At 62.1% G+C, this 18,311-nt stretch carries 19 protein-coding genes; 10 read left to right on the top strand and 9 right to left on the bottom strand.

The features are described from left to right. Window positions 1–40: 40 nt before the first annotated feature. The gene (tyrS, locus tag APH42_RS25005) at window positions 41–1,240 is read right to left on the bottom strand and encodes a tyrosine--tRNA ligase (RefSeq protein WP_012270227.1); all 1,200 of its coding nucleotides are present in this window, start codon (window positions 1,238–1,240) and stop codon (window positions 41–43) included. 213 nt (window positions 1,241–1,453) lie between these two features. Here tyrS and APH42_RS25000 point away from each other — a divergent pair, with 213 nt between their 5' ends. Both APH42_RS25000 and APH42_RS24995 read left to right on the top strand, forming a co-directional pair. Beyond that, the gene (locus APH42_RS25000) at window positions 1,454–2,875 is read left to right on the top strand and encodes a peptidoglycan DD-metalloendopeptidase family protein (RefSeq protein WP_012270226.1); all 1,422 of its coding nucleotides are present in this window, start codon (window positions 1,454–1,456) and stop codon (window positions 2,873–2,875) included. A 3-nt stretch (window positions 2,876–2,878) separates the two neighbouring features. Next, the gene (locus APH42_RS24995; protein WP_060494470.1) at window positions 2,879–3,970 is read left to right on the top strand and encodes an anhydro-N-acetylmuramic acid kinase; all 1,092 of its coding nucleotides are present in this window, start codon (window positions 2,879–2,881) and stop codon (window positions 3,968–3,970) included. A 59-nt stretch (window positions 3,971–4,029) separates the two neighbouring features. On the opposite strand, the gene erpA is transcribed toward APH42_RS24995, so the two are convergent. Continuing rightward, on the bottom strand, window positions 4,030–4,380 hold the full coding sequence (erpA, locus tag APH42_RS24990; RefSeq protein ID WP_003255511.1) for an iron-sulfur cluster insertion protein ErpA: 351 nt from the start codon (window positions 4,378–4,380) through the stop codon (window positions 4,030–4,032). Between the two features lie 147 nt (window positions 4,381–4,527). Further along, the gene (gene argC, locus APH42_RS24985) at window positions 4,528–5,562 is read right to left on the bottom strand and encodes an N-acetyl-gamma-glutamyl-phosphate reductase (protein ID WP_012270224.1); all 1,035 of its coding nucleotides are present in this window, start codon (window positions 5,560–5,562) and stop codon (window positions 4,528–4,530) included. Between the two features lie 142 nt (window positions 5,563–5,704). Between argC and hemJ the strand changes: the two genes are divergently transcribed. The 6 genes from hemJ to APH42_RS24955 all read left to right on the top strand — a co-directional run bounded on the left by hemJ (window position 5,705) and on the right by APH42_RS24955 (window position 10,131). Continuing rightward, window positions 5,705–6,130: a protoporphyrinogen oxidase HemJ gene (gene hemJ, locus APH42_RS24980; protein ID WP_012270223.1), complete on the top strand. Its 426-nt coding sequence runs from the start codon at window positions 5,705–5,707 to the stop codon at window positions 6,128–6,130. Window positions 6,131–6,158: 28 nt separating this feature from the next. Beyond that, entirely contained in the window at window positions 6,159–7,115 is a 957-nt protein-coding gene (locus APH42_RS24975) for a nitronate monooxygenase family protein (protein ID WP_012270222.1), read from the top strand. 67 nt (window positions 7,116–7,182) lie between these two features. Then, entirely contained in the window at window positions 7,183–7,965 is a 783-nt protein-coding gene (locus tag APH42_RS24970) for an SDR family oxidoreductase (protein WP_060494469.1), read from the top strand. Between the two features lie 63 nt (window positions 7,966–8,028). Beyond that, window positions 8,029–8,367 (top strand): histidine triad nucleotide-binding protein, encoded by a 339-nt coding sequence (locus tag APH42_RS24965; protein WP_003255518.1) that lies wholly within the window; start codon window positions 8,029–8,031, stop codon window positions 8,365–8,367. A gap of 65 nt (window positions 8,368–8,432) precedes the next feature. Then, window positions 8,433–9,080 carry a 2-polyprenyl-3-methyl-6-methoxy-1,4-benzoquinone monooxygenase gene (coq7, locus tag APH42_RS24960; RefSeq protein ID WP_012270220.1) on the top strand — a complete coding sequence of 216 codons (648 nt, stop codon included), beginning with the start codon at window positions 8,433–8,435 and terminating at the stop codon, window positions 9,078–9,080. 10 nt (window positions 9,081–9,090) lie between these two features. After that, complete coding sequence (locus tag APH42_RS24955) at window positions 9,091–10,131, top strand: hypothetical protein (RefSeq protein WP_060494468.1); 1,041 nt, start codon at window positions 9,091–9,093, stop codon at window positions 10,129–10,131. A 93-nt stretch (window positions 10,132–10,224) separates the two neighbouring features. Here APH42_RS24955 and APH42_RS24950 read toward each other — a convergent pair whose 3' ends face one another. Further along, complete coding sequence (locus APH42_RS24950) at window positions 10,225–10,647, bottom strand: OsmC family protein (RefSeq protein ID WP_004376171.1); 423 nt, start codon at window positions 10,645–10,647, stop codon at window positions 10,225–10,227. A 191-nt stretch (window positions 10,648–10,838) separates the two neighbouring features. Between APH42_RS24950 and crp the strand changes: the two genes are divergently transcribed. Then, on the top strand, window positions 10,839–11,483 hold the full coding sequence (gene crp, locus APH42_RS24945) for a cAMP-activated global transcriptional regulator CRP (RefSeq protein WP_012270218.1): 645 nt from the start codon (window positions 10,839–10,841) through the stop codon (window positions 11,481–11,483). On the opposite strand, the gene APH42_RS24940 is transcribed toward crp, so the two are convergent. The 4 genes from APH42_RS24940 to APH42_RS24925 all read right to left on the bottom strand — a co-directional run bounded on the left by APH42_RS24940 (window position 11,480) and on the right by APH42_RS24925 (window position 14,836). Beyond that, window positions 11,480–12,184, bottom strand: coding sequence for a lipoate--protein ligase family protein (locus APH42_RS24940; protein ID WP_012270217.1), 705 nt, complete (start codon window positions 12,182–12,184; stop codon window positions 11,480–11,482). The genes crp and APH42_RS24940 overlap by 4 nt on opposite strands. A gap of 169 nt (window positions 12,185–12,353) precedes the next feature. Then, window positions 12,354–13,187, bottom strand: a complete 834-nt coding sequence (gene trpC, locus APH42_RS24935; protein ID WP_012270216.1) for an indole-3-glycerol phosphate synthase TrpC — start codon at window positions 13,185–13,187, stop codon at window positions 12,354–12,356. Next, on the bottom strand, window positions 13,184–14,233 hold the full coding sequence (gene trpD, locus APH42_RS24930) for an anthranilate phosphoribosyltransferase (protein ID WP_060494467.1): 1,050 nt from the start codon (window positions 14,231–14,233) through the stop codon (window positions 13,184–13,186). Before trpD ends, trpC begins: the two co-directional genes overlap by 4 nt. Before the next feature lie 9 nt (window positions 14,234–14,242). Then, window positions 14,243–14,836, bottom strand: coding sequence for an aminodeoxychorismate/anthranilate synthase component II (locus APH42_RS24925; protein ID WP_060494466.1), 594 nt, complete (start codon window positions 14,834–14,836; stop codon window positions 14,243–14,245). Window positions 14,837–15,203: 367 nt separating this feature from the next. On the opposite strand from APH42_RS24925, the gene estP reads away from it, so the two are divergent. Then, window positions 15,204–17,084 (top strand): esterase EstP, encoded by a 1,881-nt coding sequence (gene estP / locus APH42_RS24920; RefSeq protein WP_060494465.1) that lies wholly within the window; start codon window positions 15,204–15,206, stop codon window positions 17,082–17,084. Window positions 17,085–17,116: 32 nt separating this feature from the next. Here estP and trpE read toward each other — a convergent pair. Continuing rightward, window positions 17,117–18,311, bottom strand: a 1,195-nt coding sequence (gene trpE, locus APH42_RS24915) for an anthranilate synthase component I (RefSeq protein ID WP_060494464.1), incomplete at its 5' end; no start/stop codon positions are given.

The following is an 18,311-nucleotide window of genomic DNA, read 5'->3' as shown; positions in this document are numbered from 1 at the left end:
GACGGCCTCCCCGCTTCTATATAGCTACACCACCAGACGATCACTCGGCCTTAAGGGTAACCCGGCCAAACGACTTCTTCCCCGCCTGGCACACGTGAGTAGCACCGAGGACAAACATGAAGTCCTTGTCGACCACCGCACCATCAACCTTCACCGCACCGCCATTCAGCAAGTCACGCGCCTGTGCCGAGTTCTTCACCAGGCCAGCCCGGTTCAGCACGGCAGCGATCGGCAGGTCTTCCGACGCAGCCACTTCGATCTCCGGCAGGTCTTCCGGCAGCTCGCCTTCCTTCATGCGGTTACCCGCAGCACGGTGAGCATTGGCGGCAGCCTCTTCACCATGGAAGCGCGCAACGATCTCTTCTGCCAGCTTGATCTTGATGTCCCGCGGGTTGGCACCCTTGGCGACGTCGGCGCGGAACTGCTCGATCTCCTCCATCGAACGGAAGCTCAGCAGCTCGAAGTAGCGCCACATCAGGGTATCGGGAATCGATACCAGCTTGCCGTACATAACCCCCGGCGCTTCCTGGATACCTACATAGTTACCCAGCGACTTCGACATCTTCTTCACGCCATCAAGCCCCTCGAGCAGCGGCATGGTGACGATGTTCTGCGCTTCCTGGCCATAGGCGCGCTGCAGTTCGCGCCCCATCAACAGGTTGAACTTCTGGTCGGTGCCACCCAGCTCGACGTCCGCCTTCAGCGCCACCGAGTCGTAGCCTTGCACCAGCGGGTAGAGGAACTCGTGGATGGCAATCGGCTGGTTGGTGGTGTAACGCTTGTCGAAGTCATCGCGCTCGAGCATGCGCGCAACGGTATATTGCGACGCAAGGCGAATGAAGTCGGCTGGGGTCAGCTTGTCCATCCAGGTGGAGTTGAACGCGACCTCGGTCTTGGCCGGGTCGAGGATCTTGAACACCTGCTGCTTGTAGGTCTCGGCATTGTCCAGCACCTGCTCGCGAGTCAGCGGCGGGCGCGTGGCACTCTTGCCGCTGGGGTCGCCGATCATGCCGGTGAAGTCACCTATAAGGAAGATGACCTGATGACCCAGTTCTTGGAACTGGCGCAGCTTGTTGATCAGCACCGTATGGCCAAGGTGCAGGTCAGGTGCGGTCGGATCGAAGCCGGCCTTGATGCGCAGAGGCTGGCCGCGCTTGAGCTTCTCCACCAGTTCCGACTCGACCAGTACTTCTTCCGCACCGCGCTTGATAAGCGCCAGCTGCTCTTCAACCGACTTCATAGACAAACCCGCAAGGCTCAGATTCAGGGGGAGCCAACCATACAAGATCGGCCGTCAATTACAAGTTTCGCAAAGGAATGTGACCCGGACACAGGTTTGCGGCGTCTACGCGCCCTTGCGTGAAAATGGATTTGGTTATATTTTATACAGTTATTTCATCTTCATCATGTCATTCATCTTTTCCATTTCACCTTTTTCAAAGTCACCTTGCCCATGACCAACGAACCGCCTAAAGCGCCCCCGCTTTATCCGAAGAGCCATCTGTTGGCCGCCAGCGGCATCGCCGCCCTGCTCAGCCTGGCTTTGCTGGTATTTCCCTCCAGCGAAGTGGAAGCCAAGAAAACCACCCTCAACCTCGAGCTGGAAAGCCCTGCCGAGCAACTGAAAGACGAATCCCGCGCAGCGCCGCTGGTGCAGGCAGAAGGAGAGCAAGGCTCGCCGTTCGCCCAGATCGAGGACGCTGCCCCCGAAACCCAGAAGGCCGAACAGCAAACCCCCACCGCCGAACCCGTCGCAGAAGCCGCCAAGGAACCTGGCCACCGCGAGGTTACCGTGGCCCGTGGCGATACTCTGTCCACGCTGTTCGCCAAGGTTGGGCTGCCGGCCAATGCCGTGCATGACGTGCTGGCAAGTAACAAGCAGGCCAAGCAGTTCAGCCAGCTCAAGCACGGTCAAGTGCTGCAGTTCGAACTCGACAAGGATGGCCAACTGGCCAGCCTGCACAGCAAGGTCAGCAACCTCGAAACCATTCGCCTGACCAAGACCGCCAAGGGCTATGCCTTCAACCGTGAAATCAGCAAGCCGGTGGTGCGTACCGCCTACGCCCACGGTGTGATCAAGAGCTCGCTGTCGGCCTCGGCCCAGCGTGCCGGCCTGTCCCACAGCATGACCATGGACATGGCTCGCGTATTGGGCTACGACATCGACTTTGCCCAGGATATTCGCCCAGGCGACGAGTTCGACGTGGTCTACGAGCAGAAGGTGATGGACGGCAAGGTCGTCGGCACCGGCAACATCCTGTCCGCCCGCTTTACCAACCGCGGCAAAACCTACACCGCCGTGCGTTATACCAACAAGCAGGGCAACAGTACCTACTACACCGCAGACGGCAACAGCCTGCGCAAGGCCTTCATCCGTACCCCGGTCGACTTCGCTCGCATCAGCTCGCGCTTTTCCGCTGGCCGCAAGCATCCAATCCTGAACAAGATTCGCGCCCACAAAGGCGTTGACTACGCTGCCCCGCGCGGTACGCCGATCAAGGCTGCCGGTGACGGCCGCATCGAACTGGCCGGGCGCCGTGGTGGCTACGGCAATACCGTGATCATCCAACACGGCAACCGCTACAAGACGCTGTACGGCCATATGCAGGGCTTTGCCAAGGGCATCAAGACCGGCAGTTCGGTCAAGCAGGGCCAGATCATTGGCTACATCGGTACCACCGGCCTGTCCACCGGGCCGCACCTGCACTACGAGTTCCAGGTCAACGGTGTGCACGTCGACCCGCTGAGCCAGAAGGTACCAATGGCCGACCCGATCGCCAAGAACGAGCGCCAGCGCTTCCTGCAGCAGAGTCAGCCGCTGATCGCCCGCATGGATCAGGAAAAGGCCACTCTGCTCGCAGCGAACAAGCGCTAAACCATGGCGCTCTACCTGGGGGTAATGTCCGGCACCAGCCTCGATGGGCTGGACATCGCCTTGATCGAACAAAGCGAGCAGCTTGAACTGCTCGCCACCCTTTACCTGCCCATGCCCAGTGACCTGCGTCAGGAACTGCTTGCTCTGTGCAGCAGTGGCCCTGACGAGATCGCACGTGCGGCATTGGCAGAAAACCGCTGGGCCAGCCTGGCGGGCGATGGTATCCGCCAGTTGCTGGCCCGTCAGGGGCTCCAGGCCAGTGCCATTCGCGCTATCGGCAGCCACGGTCAGACCATCCGCCACGAACCCGCACGCGGGTTTACCGTGCAGATCGGCAACCCGGCGCTGCTCGCCGAGCTTACCGGTATCAGCGTGGTTGCCGACTTCCGGCGGCGTGATGTGGCTGCCAGTGGCCAAGGTGCGCCGCTGGTACCGGCGTTTCACGAAACCCTGTTCGGGCACCTGGGCCAGCGCCTGGCGATCCTGAACGTGGGCGGCTTCAGCAACCTGAGCCTGATCGAACAGGACAAGCCGGTTCACGGCTTCGACTGCGGCCCCGGTAACGTGCTGCTGGATGCCTGGATCGAACGCAAGCGCGGCCAGGCCTACGATGCCGACGGTGCCTGGGCGGCCTCGGGGGTGGTACAGGCTGGCTTGCTCAACGCATTGCTCGCCGACCCATTCTTCGCCGGTAGCGGCCCGAAAAGCACCGGCCGCGAGGTGTTCAACCTGCTTTGGCTGGATGGCCACCTGGCGCGCCTGCCCGCTTACCAGGACGAAGATGTACAGGCGACGTTGCTGGAGCTTACCGCTCGCAGCATCATCGACTCACTCAGCAGTGCCCAGCAGGGCACCGAAGCGTTGTTGGTGTGCGGGGGTGGCGCACGTAACGGCGCCCTGATGGCCCGCCTCGCCCAGCTGCTGCCCAGGGCCCGTGTCGCCAGCACCGGCGCCCATGGCGTAGATCCTGACTGGGTCGAGGCCATGGCCTTTGCCTGGCTGGCCCACTGCTGCCTGGAGGGCATCGCCGCCAACCGCCCCAGCGTCACTGCAGCCAAGGGCCTGCGGGTATTGGGCGCAATCTACCCGGCATAATCGCTACGCCAGAAAGCAAAACGCCGCGCAATTGCGCGGCGTTTCGTTTTGGCCAGGCCTCAGATCGAGAACGACGACCCGCAACCACAGGTGGTGGCCGCATTCGGGTTCTTGATGACGAAGCGCGACCCTTCCAGGCCTTCCTGGTAGTCCACTTCGGCGCCGGCCAGGTACTGAAAGCTCATCGGGTCGACCACCAGGGAAACGCCCTCTCGCTCGACAATGGTGTCGTCTTCGGCCACGTCTTCATCGAAAGTGAAGCCGTACTGGAAGCCCGAGCAACCGCCACCGGTCACGAACACCCGCAGCTTCAGACGTTCATTACCTTCCTCATTGACCAGGTTCTTCACCTTCTGGGCTGCCCCATGGGTAAACTCCAGACCGGTAGGGGTGAAGGTTTCGACGCTCATGTTGATTCTCCCGGCGCGGTAGCCGCCATAAAACTCGATGACGCGCATTATCCGCTTTCCCGAGAAAATCGGTCAAGAATTGTGCGGCTTTAGTCGCGACATGCAAAAAGGCCCGCACGACGCGGGCCTTTTTCGAACGCAGGGTGATTAAGGCAGCAAGCCGGCATGGGACAGGCCCATGCGCTCATCCAGGCCGAACAGGATGTTGAGGTTCTGTACCGCCTGGCCAGAGGCCCCCTTGACCAGGTTGTCGATTACCGACAGCACCACCACCAGGTCACCACCCTGCGGGCGATGAACGGCAATGCGGCAGACGTTGGCGCCGCGCACGCTGCGTGTTTCCGGGTGACTGCCAGCGGGCATCACGTCGACGAACGGCTCGTCGGCATAACGCTTTTCGAATAACGCCTGGAGGTCGACCGACGTATCGACAACATTCGCGTACAGGGTGGCGTGGATACCCCGGATCATCGGCGTCAGGTGCGGCACGAAGGTAAGGCCGATGTCCTTGCCAGCAGCCAGGCGCAGGCCCTGGCTGATTTCAGGCAGATGACGGTGACCTTTCACTGCGTAGGCCTTCATGCTTTCGCCAGCCTCACAGAACAGCGAACCGACCGCAGCACCACGGCCAGCACCGCTGACACCCGACTTGCAATCAGCGATCAGGCGCGACGGGTCGGCCAGGCCCGCTTCCAGCAGCGGCAGGAAGCCCAACTGGGTTGCGGTCGGGTAGCAACCCGGCACCGCGATCAGGCGTGCCTGGCGGATCTTCTCGCGGTTGACTTCAGGCAGGCCGTACACCGCATCCTTGAGCAGTTCTGGCGCACCGTGCGGCTGGCCATACCACTTGCCCCACTCGGCGGCATCCTGCAGGCGGAAGTCGGCCGACAGGTCGATCACCTTCGTGCCAGCCGCCAGCAGTTCACCTGCCAGGGCGTGGGCAACACCATGCGGGGTAGCAAAGAACACCACATCGCAAGCAGCCAGGGCCTTGCTGTCGGGCACGCTGAAGGCCAGCCCGTCATAATGGCCGCGCAGGTTCGGGTACATGTCCGCCACCGCCACGCCCGCCTCGGAGCGCGAAGTGATGACCGCCACTTCGGCCTGTGGATGCTGTGCCAGCAGACGCAACAGTTCGACGCCGGTGTAACCCGTGCCGCCGACGATACCGACCTTGATCATAACGCTTGCCCCTTATCAACGAGCCGTCTGGAAAGCGCACGATAATAGGGGCGCAAGGCGCCTGTAACAACTCTTCGGGTGACCCTTCGGGCGCTTGCCCACTACTATCTGACGACCGTGAATACCTGAAGGAACTCCCTCCATGCTTTACCTATGGATCAAAGCGCTGCACATCGTCAGCGTGGTCTGCTGGTTCGCCGGCCTGTTCTACCTGCCGCGGCTGTTCGTCTACCACGCCCAGAGCCAGGACAGCATCAGCCAGGAACGCTTCATCACCATGGAGCGTAAGCTGTACCGCGGCATCATGAACCCGGCGATGATCGCCACCTACGTGTTCGGTGCCTGGATGCTGTACCTCACCCCCGGCTGGCTGAGCCAAGGCTGGCTGCATGCCAAGCTGACCCTGGTGATCCTGCTGACCGGCTACCATCACGTATGCGGTGCCCAACGCAAACGCTTCGCCAGCGGCACCAATACCCGCAGCCACGTCTACTATCGCTGGTTCAACGAAGTGCCCGTGCTGTTCCTGCTGGGTATCGTAATTCTGGTGGTGGTCAAACCGTTCTGACATAGCCACCCGCTCAAGGAGCCTTGCCATGTCGTTACCTGCCTTGCTCGAACAACGCTTGCGCCTGCCTGTGGTCGCGGCGCCGATGTTCCTGATCTCCAACCCCAAACTGGTGCTGGCCTGCTGCGCCAGCGGTGTGGTCGGCAGTTTCCCGGCCCTTAACCAGCGCGACAGCGCCGGTTTCAAGGCCTGGCTGGAGGAGATCGAGGCGGGCCTGACGCAATTGCAGGCGCCAGCCCCCTATGCCGTCAACCTGATCGTGCACCCGACCAACCCACGCCTGCAGGCCGACCTGGCCTTGTGCGTAGAACATCGCGTGCCGATCGTCATCACCAGCCTGGGGGCGGTAAAGGAGGTGGTCGACGCCGTGCATGGCTATGGCGGCCTGGTGTTCCACGATGTCACCACTCGCCGCCATGCCGAGAAAGCCGCCGAAGCAGGTGTCGATGGCCTGATCGCCGTCGCCGCAGGTGCGGGTGGCCACGCCGGCACCTGGAGCCCGTTCGCCCTGGCAGCGGAAATTCGTCAGTTTTTCGACAAGACCCTGCTGCTGGCTGGTTGCATCAACCACGGCCACGAAATCCTCGCGGCACAATTGCTGGGCGCCGATCTGGCCTACATGGGCACGCGCTTCATCGCCACCGCAGAAAGCCACGCCCAGGATGCCTACAAGCAGATGCTGCTCGATGCCCATGCCGCCGACATCATCCACACCCCGGCAGTGTCCGGCATCCCTGCCAGCTTCCTGCGTTCGAGCCTGGAGCAGGCCGGCTATGACATGAATGCCCTCAAGAGCGGCCACGAGCAAGGCAAGCTCAAGCCGATCGACGACGAGGCTAAAGCCTGGAAGACCGTATGGTCGGCGGGCCAGGGCGTCGGCGAAATCCATGACCTGCCCAGCACCACTGAATTGATCGAACGGCTCCAAAAGGAGTACCGGGAAGCCTTGGAGCGCTGCCAGGTTCTGCGCATCCGCACCTTGTAGCAAAAGGCAACACCTTGCCCGGCCAAGCTGTACACTAGGCGCCCTCTTTAGCCCCCAGGAGCCTTGCATGACCCGTTACGCCATGATCACTGGTGCTTCCAGCGGCCTGGGCCTGGCCCTGGCGGAAGCGCTGGCACGGCGTGGGCGCAACCTGATCCTGGTAGCACGTCAGCGAGAAACACTGGAGCCTGTAGCCATCGAGCTTACCCAGCGCTTCGGGGTCGAGGTGCTGTTCCGCGCCTGCGACCTCAGCCAGCCGCTGCGCCTGTCTGGCTTCGTACTGGAACTGGAAGAAGGCGAACGGCGTATCGACCTGCTGGTCAACTGCGCGGGGTTACGCACCTACGGGCCGTTCCTGGCCCATGAGTGGGCCGACGAGCAAGACCTGCTGGAGGTCAACGTGCTGGCCCTGAGCCGCCTGTGCCACGCCATCGGCAACCTGATGGCCGTGCAGGGCGGCGGGCAGATCCTCAACGTCGCCGGCCTGGCCGGGATGGCACCCGGCCCGTGGATGGCAGCCTATGCCGCCAGCAAGGCGTATGTACTGAGTTTTTCCCAGGCGCTTCGCGAAGAGCTCAAGCGCACCGGCATCAAGGTCTCGGTACTGTGCCCCGGCCCAGTGCGTTCCGCGCGCCGGCGCATTGCGCGGCTCGACGGCAAACCACGCTGCCTCAGCCCCGAGGAAGTAGCGCTGTACACCGTCCGCGCACTGGACAAGAACCGCGCGCTGATCATGCCTGGCCGGCGCAACCGCTGGCTGGCATTCGCCCCGCGCCTGCTGCCACGCTGGCTGGTGCGCAAGCTGGCCGGGGCCATCCACCGCCGCTATTGCCCGGTCGGCATGGAATAGCCACTGGGCGAGCGGCGCCCGGCTGAGTACACTCGGCCCGACCCTCACCATGGAGCAAGTGCTGTGGACGATCTATTCCTCAAAATCATCAACCGGGAAATCCCGGCGGATATCATCTACGAAGACGACCAGATCCTGGCCTTCAAGGACATTGCACCCGCGGCACCGGTACATTTTCTGGTCATCCCGAAAAAGCACATTCGTACGCTCAATGACCTGACCGAAGAAGACAAGGCCCTGGCTGGCCACATCCTCTTCACTGCCCAACGTCTAGCGGTCGAGCAAGGCTGCGAAGAGGGCTTCCGCGTGGTCATGAACTGCAACCCGAAAGGCGGCCAGACGGTCTACCACATCCATATGCACGTGCTTGGCCAGCGCCAGATGAACTGGCCACCGGGCTGATCCACGGCAAGCGACCCCGCTGCTATTGCGGTAAACTGTCGGGCACATTCTTGCGGAGGTGCCCGATGGCTACCGAACGTCACTACTCGCCGCTCGACCGCTTGTTGCTGCAGGCCGATACCGCCATGCGCACCTTGCTGCCCTTCAGCGGCCAACCCGCCCGCCCATCGCCGGCCATCATCCAGCCAGACGCCGACCTGGACGAGCAACAATCCCGCCACATTGCCGGGCTCATGCGCATCAACCACACCGGTGAAGTCTGCGCCCAAGCGCTGTACCAGGGCCAGGCACTGACCGCCAAGCTGCCCGAAGTGCGCAAGGCCATGGAGCATGCCGCCGAGGAAGAAATCGACCACCTGGCCTGGTGCGAACAGCGGATTCGCCAGCTGAACAGCCACCCGAGTGTGCTCAACCCTCTTTTCTATGGCATGTCGTTCGGCATCGGCGCACTCGCCGGGCTGGTCAGCGACAAGGTCAGCCTGGGCTTCGTCGCCGCTACCGAGCATCAAGTGTGCAAGCACCTCGACGAGCACCTGGAGCAGATCCCGCACGAAGATGAAAAATCCCGGGCCATTCTCGAGCAGATGCGCATCGACGAAGAGCAGCACGCCGAGTCTGCACTGGAAGCCGGTGGTTATCGCTTCCCGGCTCCGGTCCGTTTTGGCATGAGCTTGCTGGCCAAGGTCATGACCAAGAGCACCTACCGCATCTGAAGGCATCACCATGACGGACCGTTTCGACGCCAAGGACCTGGCACGCGCAGTACACGCTGGCATTCTCCAACCGGGCCAGGACCAGACCTTGTTGGCATTCCTGCGCCAGCAACCGGCACCACGTGGCAGTTTTCAGCTGGCCCATGTTGCCTTCTACTTTGGCGCCATGTTGATCATGGCGGCCATGGGCTGGTTGCTCACCGAGGCCTGGATGAGCATCGGTGATGGCGCGCTGTTGATCATCGCCACCCTCTACATCCTGCTGATCACCCTGTTCGCCCTCAACCTGCAGCGCCGCGCCCAACCGGTAGCTGCCGGGGTACTGGCAGCAGTGGCGGTCAGCATCGTGCCGCTGGCAGTGTTCGCCATCGAACGCCTGGCAGGCTGGTGGCCACTGGACGACGCCCAGGCCAACTACCACCAGTACTACACCTACGTGCAAGGCGGCTGGCTGGCGATGGAAGCGGCCACGGTGCTGGCCGGATTGCTGATGTTGCGGCTGATCCCCTACCCGTTTGTGGTCATACCGATAGCCGTGGCCTTGTGGTTCATGTCGATGGACCTGAGCGAGTGGTTCTTCGGCTCACCGTTCAGCTGGGAGCAGCGCCGAGAGGTTTCGCTGTGGTTCGGGTTGGCCTTGCTGGTGGTGTTCCTGGTGATAGACGGCCGCACGCGTGAGGACTACGCCCGCTGGGGCTACCTGGCCGGGCTGGCGGCATTCTGGGGCGGACTGACACTGGTGGACAGTGGCAGTGAGTTGGGCAAGGCCCTGTACTGCCTGATCAACATTGTGCTGATGGGCATGGCGGTGCTGCTGCGCCGGCCGGTGTTCATGGTGTTTGGTGCGCTGGGGGTGGCGGCTTACCTGGGGTACCTGTCGTACGAGGTGTTTGCCGAGTCGCTGCTGTTCCCGGTGGTGGTGACCTTGATCGGGCTGGGGGTTATCTGGCTGGGGCTGGTTTACCAGAAGCGGCGGGAGCGGTTGAGCCAAGTGATGCGAAGGTGGTTGCCGGGGTGGGTGCAAGCTGCACTGCCCGCGCTTCGGAGCTGATAGTGTCGGGGCCGCTCCTACAGGAAGTACGCGTTCCCCTGTAGGAGCGGCCTTGTGTCGCGATGGGCGCGAGGCGGCCCCAAAATCTCAGCTTTAACCCAGTTCTACAATCTCGTAGCCATGGGTAATCTCAACCCCGGCACGCTCGAGCATGATCGAAGCCGAGCAGTACTTCTCTGCCGACAGCTCCACCGCCCGCTTGACCTGCGCTTCTTTCAGCCCACGCCCTTTCACCACGAAGTTCATGTGAATCTTGGTGAACACCTTCGGGTCTTCGCTGGCGCGTTCCGCCTCCAGGAACGCCTCGCAGCTTTCCACCGCCTGGCGCGACTTTTTCAGAATGCTCACCACGTCAAAACTGCTGCAACCACCCAGGCCCAGCAACAGCATTTCCATCGGGCGCACACCCAGGTTGCGACCGCCGGCCTCGGGCGGGCCGTCCATCACGACGACATGGCCGCTCCCCGACTCGCCGAGAAACATTGCTTCACCGGCCCACTGGATACGTGCCTTCATCTACCCGGACTCCTGATTTTCGGAAAAGGGTGTCAGCTTAGACCTTGTGCGGCTGTGGGAAAAGCACGAGACGTGTCGGTTTAATACCGAAACATCCCGTAGTGTCTGATAAGCTGGCGCCAAATGACTGGCGCTTGCCGTCAGCCAACCTCTAAAAAAAGCCTATGCCTCGTATCGAACAGGATTTCGTGATGGTTGCCTCCGCCCTACCCGCCAAGATCAAGAACATCGACAAGTTGCTGGTGCACTGCCAGCGCCGCCGCTACACCGCCAAAAGCAACATCATCTGCGCCGGCGACCGGGCCGAGACTCTGTCGTTCATCATCAAGGGTTCGGTCACCATCCTCATCGAGGACGATGACGGCCATGAAATGATCATCGCCTACCTTAACAATGGCGATTTCTTTGGCGAGCTGGGCCTGTTCGAGCCCGTCGAGGGCGAACAGCAGCGCAGTGCCTGGGTGCGCGCCAAAACCGAGTGCGAAGTGGCCGAAATCAGCTACGAGAAGTTTCGCGAACTGGCGCGCCAGGACCCAGAAATTCTCTACGCCCTGGGCAGCCAGATGGCCCAGCGCCTACGCAACACTACGCGCAAAGTCGGCGACTTGGCATTCTTCGACGTGACCGGTCGAGTAGCCCGTTGCCTGCTGGAACTGTGCAAGCAACCCGACGCCATGACCCATCCCGATGGCATGCAGATCAAGATTACCCGGCAGGAAATCGGCCGTATCGTCGGTTGCTCGCGGGAAATGGTCGGCCGCGTCCTCAAGGACCTCGAAGAGCGCAGCCTGGTACAGGTGAAAGGCAAGACCATGGTGGTCTACGGTACCCGCTAGTCCTTGGGCAGCTCGGCCAGCACCTTGGCGTAGGCCTGTGAAAGGCGCTCGAACCAGGGCACCGCGGGCGCCACTTCGTGCAAGGCAATGTGCGCATCGGCGCGGCAGCGTTGCTCCAGCTCGCAGCATTCGTTGAAGCGGTTGACCGCCGCCACCATCGACTCACGCTCGTTGTCCAGCAGCAGCGCACCGTGCACCAGCACCACCGGGCGCTTGCCCCCCAAACCCTGGCGCCAGCGCTGGGCGGTGCCCACCAGTTTGCGGCCATTGAGGTTGACGTTGTAGCGGCCATCGCAGAAGGCCCCGTCGATTTCCCCCACCGATGCTACCCCGCCCCACTCGCGCAGCACATCGCACAGCGGCAGGCACAGGCGCTCGTAGGCATTTTCGATGCGACCGTGGTCGCCTTCACTGCGCGGGGCGGCGTAGACCAGTGCAACGTTTACCGTCGAATGCGACTGCGGCACCGGCTCACCACCCGTTTCACGCAACAGTACCGGCCAGCCGGCAATTGCCAACTCCGCGCAGGCGGCCTCGAAGTTGTCCAGCCGGCTCATGCGTCGAGGCATGACCAGAGCGTGATCGGTCGGCCGCCAGAACAGCACGCCACTCTCGCGTTCGCCACGGCAGACGGCGGCCAGCAGTTCCTGTTCGGCGTGCAGGCCTTGTTCGACGGTCAAGGCCAGGGGTTGATCGCTCATTGATCCACCTTTGATATTGTTGTTGATGGCCCTTTCGCGGGTAAAACCGCTCCCACGGGGATATCACAGGTCCTACAGGCGGTGAACATCCTGTGTGGGAGCGGGTTTACCCGCGAAAGGGCCATTACAGGCATACAAAAAAGCCGGCAAGAACGCCGGCTTCGTTTGATCAGTCCAATGGCTGTACAGTTTTCTTCACCTGTTCTGGGAAGAACAACCGTTGCAGTTCCAGGCCTGGCTGTTCGGCACGCATGAATGCTTCGCCGACCAGGAACGAGTAAACCTCGTTGATCGCCATCAGTTCCACGTCCGCTCGGTTGAGAATACCGCTCTCGGTAATCGCCAAGCGATCACGCGGAATGCGCGGCAGCAGGTCGAGGGTGGTTTCCAGGCTCACCTCAAAGGTGTGCAGGTTACGGTTGTTCACCCCAACCAGCGGCGTGTCGAGGGTTTTCAACGCGCGCTCCAGCTCATCGCCATCGTGCACTTCCACTAGCACATCAAGGCCGACATCCTTGGCAGTGGCGGCCAGTTCGGCCATCTTTACGTCGTCCAGCGCCGACACGATCAGTAGCACGCAGTCCGCGCCCAAGGCCCGGGCTTCGACGATCTGGTAAGGGTCGACCATGAAGTCCTTGCGGATTACCGGCAAGGAAACTGCTGCGCGAGCCTGCTGCAGGTACACATCGGCACCCTGGAAGTAATCGACATCGGTCAGCACCGACAGGCAGGTAGCGCCACCCTTCTCGTAGCTGACCGCGATTTCCGCCGGCACAAAGTGCTCGCGGATCACGCCTTTGCTCGGCGAGGCCTTCTTGATTTCAGCAATCACCGCCGGCTGCTTGCGCTTGGCCTGCTCGATCAGCGCGTTGGCAAAGCCACGCGGAGCATCGGCGGCCTTGGCCAGGGCCTCCAGCTCGGCAAGGCTGACGCGCGCGCTGCGCTCGGCCACTTCCTGAAACTTGCGAGCAATGATCCTTTCCAGCACTGTCGGCACACTCATGCTTCGTTCTCCACCTTGAATACTGCAGTAAAGGCACCCAGTTCCTGCAGCTTCTCCCAGGCCAGCCCGGTGTGCAGTACGTCGTGGGCCAGCTCCACACCTTGAGCCAGGGTCATTGCATGATCGGCGGCATACAGTGCCGCGCCCGCATTGAGCACGACCATTTCCGCAGCCTTCTGGCCGTTTTCGGTCTTGCGGCGGCCCAGCGCATCGCGGATCAGCTCCAGCGACGCCTGCGGGTTGTCGACGGCAAGGCCATGCAAACTCTGGCTCTTCATGCCGAGGTCTTCCGGTTCGACCCAGTATTCGGTGATTTCGTCGTTCTTCAGTTCGGCAACGAAGGTGGGTGCAGCCAGGCTGAACTCATCCAGGCCGTCCTTCGAGTGCACCACCAACACATGCTTGCTACCCAGACGCTGCAGTACCTCGGCCAACGGGCGGCACAGGGCCTGGGCAAACACGCCGACCACCTGGTGCTTCACTCCGGCCGGATTCGTAAGCGGGCCGAGCATGTTGAACAGGGTGCGCAACCCCAGCTCGCGACGCGGGCCAGCGGCATGCTTCATCGCCGAGTGATGGCTTTGCGCGAACATGAAGCCGATGCCCAGGCTGTCAATGCAGCGGGCCACTTGGGTTGGCGTCAGGTTCAGATAGATGCCGGCCGCTTCCAGCAAGTCGGCACTGCCGCTCTTGCCGGACACCGCGCGGTTACCGTGCTTGGCGACGGTGCAACCCGCCGCCGCCAGGACGAACGCGGAAGCAGTGGAGACGTTGAAGATATTGGCGCCATCGCCGCCGGTGCCGACGATGTCGACCACACCATCGAGGCTTTTGAGTTCAACCTTGTCGGCCAGCTCACGCATCACCGACACCGCACCGACAATCTCGTCGATGCTTTCACTTTTCATGCGCATACCCATCAGGAAGGCGCCGATCTGCGCCTCGCTGCATTGGCCGGTCATGATCTGGCGCATGACATCGCGCATTTCTTCGGTAGAGAGGTCCAGGTGGCCGACGATACGGGCCAACGCGCTCTTGATATCCATGTTCGATCCTTAGCGGCGGCCGCCGGTCTGCTTGAGGAAGTTGGCGAACAGCTCGTGGCCCTGCTCGGTCAAGATCGACTCGGGGTGGAACTGTACCCCTTCGATATTCAACGTTTTATGGCGCAGGCCCATGATCTCATCGACCGAACCGTCCTCATGGGCAGTCCAGGCGGTCACCTCCAGGCAGTCGGGCAAGGTCTCGCGCTTTACCACCAGCGAGTGATAACGGGTCACGGTCAGCGGGTTGTTAAGGCTGGCGAACACGCCCAGGTCGCGGTGATGTACCGGGCTGGTCTTGCCATGCATGACCTGGCGTGCACGTACCACGTCGCCGCCAAAAGCCTGGCCGATGGACTGGTGACCCAGGCATACGCCGAGGATCGGCAGCTTACCGGCAAAATGCAGGATAGCCTCGATGGACACGCCCGCCTCGCTTGGCGTGCACGGGCCTGGGGATACGACGATGCGCTCAGGGTTGAGGGCTTCGATCTGGGCGATGGTCATTTCGTCATTGCGAATGACCTTGACCTCGGCGCCCAGCTCGCCAAGGTACTGAACGACGTTGTAAGTGAATGAGTCGTAATTGTCGATCATCAGTAACATGGTGTTAAACCTCTTGAATCTACTGACTTCAGAATTCGAACCTTCCAGCACCAGCCACAGGCGCGGCTTTGCCACAAAGGGCGGTAAACGGGAAGGCAAACGGGGGCGGGCCGGACGGGCCGGCAGGGGATAAAGTCAGGCGCGCCAACGCCAACGGGCGTGGGCCTTGATTACGCGCATCAAGAGTTTGCTGACGATCAACACAGGATAGGTCTCGCTCATACGTCCCGGCACAGTAGCCTACCGGGGCGACGGGCGCAATATGCCCGTAAACACGGGGAAACGAATGGACTTGGGAGCGATGCACAGCGATTTGCTAAGGTCGATGGGGTTGTCCCAATAAAAACAAAGAAAAGGATGTTCCCTGATGCGAAAAGCCCCGTTATTGCGCTTTACTCTCGCTTCACTGGCCTTAGCTTGCAGCCAGGCATTCGCTGCCCCCTCGCCCTATTCCACCTTGATCGTGTTTGGTGACAGCCTCAGTGACGCCGGGCAGTTCGGCGGCATGCGCTTTACCAACCGCGATGCCGATGGCAATTATGCCCCCGTGTCGCCAATGATCCTGGGCGGACGGCTGGGGGTGAGCCCGATCGAGCTGGGTCCTTCTACCTCGCCTCTCAACCCGGCATTAGGGCTTCCCGACGGCAACAACTGGGCAGTCGGCGGCTACACGACCCAACAGATCCTGGACTCGATCACCAGCACATCCGAAACAGTCATCCCACCGGGGCGCACCGGCGCCGGGCAGGTACTGCGTGAAAAGCCGGGCTACCTGGCCAATGGCCTGCGTGCCGACCCCAACGCGCTGTACTACCTGACCGGCGGCGGCAATGACTTCCTGCAGGGCCTGGTCAACAGCCCGGCCGATGCCATCGCCGCTGGCGCCCGCCTGGCTGCCAGCGCCCAGGCCCTGCAACAAGGCGGCGCCCGCTACATCATGGTCTGGCTGCTGCCCGACCTCGGCCAAACACCGAACTTCAGTGGTACGCCACAACAAAACCCGCTGTCATTGCTGTCTAGCGCCTTCAACCAGTCGCTGCTCAGCCAACTGGGGCAGATCGATGCCGAGATCATCCCGCTGAACGTTCCCTTGCTGCTGAGCGAGGCATTGGCCAGCCCCAACCAGTTCGGCCTCGCCAGCGATCAGAACCTGGTCGGTACTTGCTACAGCGGCGAAGGTTGTGTGGCCAACCCGGTATATGGCATCACCGGCACCACCCCCGACCCAACCAAACTACTGTTCAACGACTCGGTGCACCCGACCATCGCGGGCCAGCAACTGATTGCCGACTACGCCTATTCGATCATTTCCGCACCTTGGGAGCTGACCCTGCTGCCAGAAATGGCCCATGCCAGCCTGCGCGCCCACCAGGATGAATTGCGCAACCAGTGGCAGACACCCTGGCAAGCCGTAGGTCAGTGGCAAGCCTTTGTCGCCACTGGCGCCCAGGACCTGGACTTCGACGGCCAGCACAGCGCGGCCAGCGGCGATGGACGTGGCTACAACCTGACTGTGGGCGGCAGCTATCGCCTGAACGACGCCTGGCGCGTGGGCCTCGCCGGTGGTGCATACCGACAGAAGCTGGAAGTCGGCGACCAAGACTCGGACTACAAACTGAACAGCTACCTGGCCAGTGCCTTTGCCCAATACCGCCAGGACCGCTGGTGGGCCGATGCCGCGCTGACCGCCGGGCACCTGGACTACAGTGACCTGAAACGCACCTTCGCCCTGGGCGTGAATGGCCGTAGCGAAAAGGGCGACACCGACGGCGAGGCCTGGGCGATGTCCGGGCGCCTGGGCTACAACCTGGCGGCCGACAGCAGCGACTGGCAGCTGGCACCCTTCATCAGTGCCGACTATGCGCGGGTGAAAGTGGATGGCTACGACGAGAAAAGCGGGCGCTCGACGGCACTGGGCTTCGATGACCAGGAACGCACGTCACGTCGGCTAGGCGTGGGGTTGCTGGGTAGTGTGCAGGTAATGCCAAGTACCCGGTTGTTCGCCGAGGTGGCGCAGGAACACGAGTTCGAGGACGACCAGCAGGATGTGACGATGCACCTGACCCGCTTGCCGGCCAATGACTTCACCCTGACCGGGTATACGCCACACAGCGACCTGACCCGAGCGAGCCTTGGGGTGAGCCATGAACTGGTGGCGGGGGTGCATGTGCGTGGGAACTACAACTGGCGCAAGAGTGATGAGTTGACGCAGCAGGGGGTGAGCCTGGGGGTGAGCGTGGACTTCTGAATGGATGGGGCCGCATTGCGGCCCCAATCCATTTATTTGGTCAACGTCTGCTCGGCCAGCGCCACCGCGCGGAACATCGCTCGGCGCTTGTTGATGGTTTCTTCCCATTCCAGCGCCGGTACCGAGTCGGCAACAATGCCACCACCGGCTTGCACATGCAGTTCACCGTCCTTGATCACGGCAGTACGGATGGCAATCGCGGTATCCATGTTGCCGTTCCAGGCAAAGTAGCCGACTGCACCACCGTAAACTCCACGCTTGACCGGCTCCAGTTCGTCGATGATTTCCATCGCGCGGATTTTCGGTGCACCCGACAGGGTGCCAGCCGGCAGGATCGCCCGCAGTGCATCCATCGCCGTCAGCCCTTCACGCAGTTGGCCGGTGACGTTGGAGACGATGTGCATCACGTTGGAATAACGCTCGATGACCATCTTCTCGGTCAGGCGCACGCTGCCGGTCGAAGACACACGGCCCACGTCGTTGCGGCCCAGGTCGATCAGCATCAAGTGCTCGGCAATTTCCTTGTCGTCCGACAGCAGGTCGTCTTCCAGAGCGCGGTCGGCCTCTTCGGTGGCGCCGCGCGGGCGGGTGCCGGCGATTGGGCGCACGGTGACCAGGTTGTCCTCGACACGTACCAGTACCTCGGGCGAGCTGCCGACCACATGGAAGTCACCGAAGTTGAAGAAGTACATGTACGGCGTCGGGTTGAAGCAGCGCAGCGCGCGGTACAGGTCGATAGGCGCAGCCTTGAAGTCGATCGACATGCGCTGTGACGGCACCACCTGCATGCAGTCACCGGCCAGAATGTATTCCTTGATACGGCCGACCGCGTTCTCGTAATCCTCACGGGTATAGCTGGAGCGGAACTCCGGTTCGGCGACCTGTGGGCCGCTCAGGTCCAGGCCACGGCGCGGGGTGATCGGCTGACGCAGGGTTTCGAGCAAGCCTTGCAGGCGTGCCTGGCCCTGTTCGAAGGCCTGCTCCTCGGCCGGGTCAACCAGCACGATGGCGTGCATCTTGCCCGCCAGGTTGTCGAATACCACCACCGCGTCGGACACCATCAGCAGGATATCCGGCACGCCCAGCGGGTCCGGGTTGGGGCTGGCGCCCAGGCGCTTTTCCACATAACGCACGCAGTCGTAGCCGAAGTAGCCGACCAGGCCGCCGTTGAAACGCGGCAGGCCGGGAATGTCGGCAACCTTGTAGCGGTCCTTGAAGGTTTCAACG

The organism is Pseudomonas sp. NBRC 111140 (assembly GCF_001320885.1).
In the GTDB taxonomy this organism is placed as follows: Bacteria; Pseudomonadota; Gammaproteobacteria; order Pseudomonadales; family Pseudomonadaceae; genus Aquipseudomonas; species Aquipseudomonas putida_P.
This window is presented reverse-complemented; position numbering and strand designations above follow the sequence as displayed.